The sequence below is a fragment of the Nocardiopsis halotolerans DSM 44410 genome (assembly GCF_000341065.1).
Lineage (GTDB): Bacteria > Actinomycetota > Actinomycetes > Streptosporangiales > Streptosporangiaceae > Nocardiopsis > Nocardiopsis halotolerans.
Genome location: NZ_ANAX01000406.1, coordinates 1 through 950 on the forward strand (window position 1 = coordinate 1; position 950 = coordinate 950).

2 pseudogenes are annotated in these 950 nt (G+C 64.9%); both read left to right on the forward strand.

The features are described 5' to 3' along the window. Positions 1 to 508: pseudogene (locus D455_RS0128580) on the forward strand (hypothetical protein); the annotation flags it as partial. Positions 509 to 715: 207 nt separating this feature from the next. After that, positions 716 to 950, forward strand: a pseudogene (locus tag D455_RS34040) (hypothetical protein); the annotation flags it as partial.

Consider the following 950-nt stretch of genomic DNA (forward strand, 5'->3'; position numbering starts at 1 on the left):
GCGCAACGTACTCTTCACCGACGAGCTCGGCGGCGGGTACGCGGCCATCTGCACCGAGGAGAAGGGGCCGAAGCGGGGTGCGGACGCCGTGTACTCACTCGAAGGCGAGGGAGCGAACACCACGCTCAAGTTTCGGAGCTACTACAAACTGCCTCGTCACCAGTCCGAAACAGAGAACTGTGTGGCGCACAATGGCTCGCTGATCCCGGTTCCGGGCCACGACTACCTCGTGCAGTCCTGGTACCAGGGCGGCGTCTCGGTCATCGACCTCACCAACCCCGACCAGCCCGAGGAGATCGGCCACTTCGACCGCGGCCCCTGGGATCCCGACACCCTGACGACCGCGGGTTCGTGGTCGGCCTACTACTACAACGGCCACGTCTACTCCTCCGACATCAGGCACGGACTCGACGTGCTCCGGCTCACCGATCCGCGCCTGGCGGAGGCCGAGAAGGTGCGGATGGAGGAGTTCAACCCGCAGTCCCAGCCGTCCCTGTCCTCGCCCTGACGGGTGCCGGGGCGTGACGGAGACGGTGGCGCGCCGGGTGGCCCCGGCGCGCCACGGAGGGGAAGTCTAGGCACGTTGTGTAGCCATATCGGGTCAGGCCGACGCCGTGTTAAGAACAAGGTTTCCTTTGTCTCCCCCTATACATATAGATGTTGAACTGTGTACGTTCTTGCTGTTTCACTCCAGTCAGAACCAGGAGTACACAGGATGGCGTCATCCCCCCCGACCCCCACCCCCCGGTCCGCCAGACGCGGACTGACCGGGTTCTCCCTCGCCGGAGCAGCGGCCCTCATGGTCGGGCTTCTCGGACCCGCCCCGGCCTCGGCGGACGACGAATTCGTCAGCGACGCCGACACCAGCGCCAACATCACTCATGTGGCCAACGTCCCGAAGAGCGACGTCATGAACGCCTTCAACTCGGATCTGGCGTTCACCGGTGACT